The following is a 1,179-nucleotide window of genomic DNA, read 5'->3' on the forward strand; positions in this document are numbered from 1 at the left end:
TTACTCGACGATCGAGGCGACGATGCCGGCGCCGACGGTACGGCCGCCTTCGCGGATAGCGAAGCGCAGCTTTTCTTCCATCGCGATCGGAACGATCAGCTCGACGTCTACAGTGACGTTGTCGCCAGGCATAACCATTTCCGTGCCTTCCGGCAGGGTGACGATGCCGGTGACGTCCGTCGTGCGGAAGTAGAACTGCGGACGGTAGTTGGTGAAGAACGGCGTATGACGGCCGCCTTCTTCCTTCGTCAGGATGTAGGCTTCAGCCTTGAACTTCTTGTGCGGCTTGACAGAGCCCGGCTTGCACAGGATCTGACCACGCTCGACGCCGTCACGGTTCACACCGCGAACCAGAGCACCGATGTTGTCGCCAGCCTGGCCCTGGTCGAGCAGCTTACGGAACATTTCAACGCCGGTAACCGTCGTCTTCGAGGTCGGGCGGATGCCGACGATTTCGACTTCTTCGCCAACCTTGACGATACCGCGCTCGACGCGGCCGGTTACAACCGTACCACGGCCCGAGATCGAGAACACGTCTTCGATCGGCATCAGGAACGGCTGGTCGATCGGACGCTCAGGCGTTGGGATGTAGGCGTCAACAGCTGCCATCAGCTCGCGGATCGCGTCTTCGCCGATCTTCTTGTCGGAGTCTTCGAGAGCGGCAAGAGCCGAGCCCTTGATGACCGGAATGTCGTCGCCCGGGAAGTCGTAGGACGACAGAAGTTCGCGAACTTCGAGCTCGACGAGTTCGAGAAGCTCGGCGTCGTCAACCTGGTCGACCTTGTTGAGGAACACGACGATCGCCGGAACGCCAACCTGGCGAGCAAGCAGGATGTGCTCGCGGGTCTGCGGCATCGGGCCGTCGGCAGCCGAGCAAACCAGGATCGCGCCGTCCATCTGCGCAGCACCGGTGATCATGTTCTTGACGTAGTCGGCGTGGCCGGGGCAGTCAACGTGGGCATAGTGGCGGTTCGGGGTCTCGTATTCGACGTGTGCCGTCGAAATGGTGATGCCGCGAGCCTTTTCTTCCGGAGCCGCGTCGATCTGGTCGTACGCCTTGAACTCGCCGAAGTACTTCGTGATCGCTGCCGTCAGAGACGTCTTGCCGTGGTCAACGTGGCCGATCGTGCCGATGTTAACGTGCGGCTTGTTGCGCTCAAACTTACTCTTTGCCATTTG

At 60.7% G+C, this 1,179-nt stretch carries 1 protein-coding gene; it reads right to left on the bottom strand.

Annotation, left to right across the window (positions count from 1 at the left end; translation table 11 throughout):
* Complete coding sequence (gene tuf, locus IB244_RS31525) at positions 1-1,176, bottom strand: elongation factor Tu (protein ID WP_018857113.1); 1,176 nt, start codon at positions 1,174-1,176, stop codon at positions 1-3.
* Positions 1,177-1,179 lie beyond the last annotated feature (3 nt).

Source organism: Rhizobium sp. RHZ02 (assembly GCF_014851575.1).
GTDB lineage: Bacteria > Pseudomonadota > Alphaproteobacteria > Rhizobiales > Rhizobiaceae > Rhizobium > Rhizobium altiplani.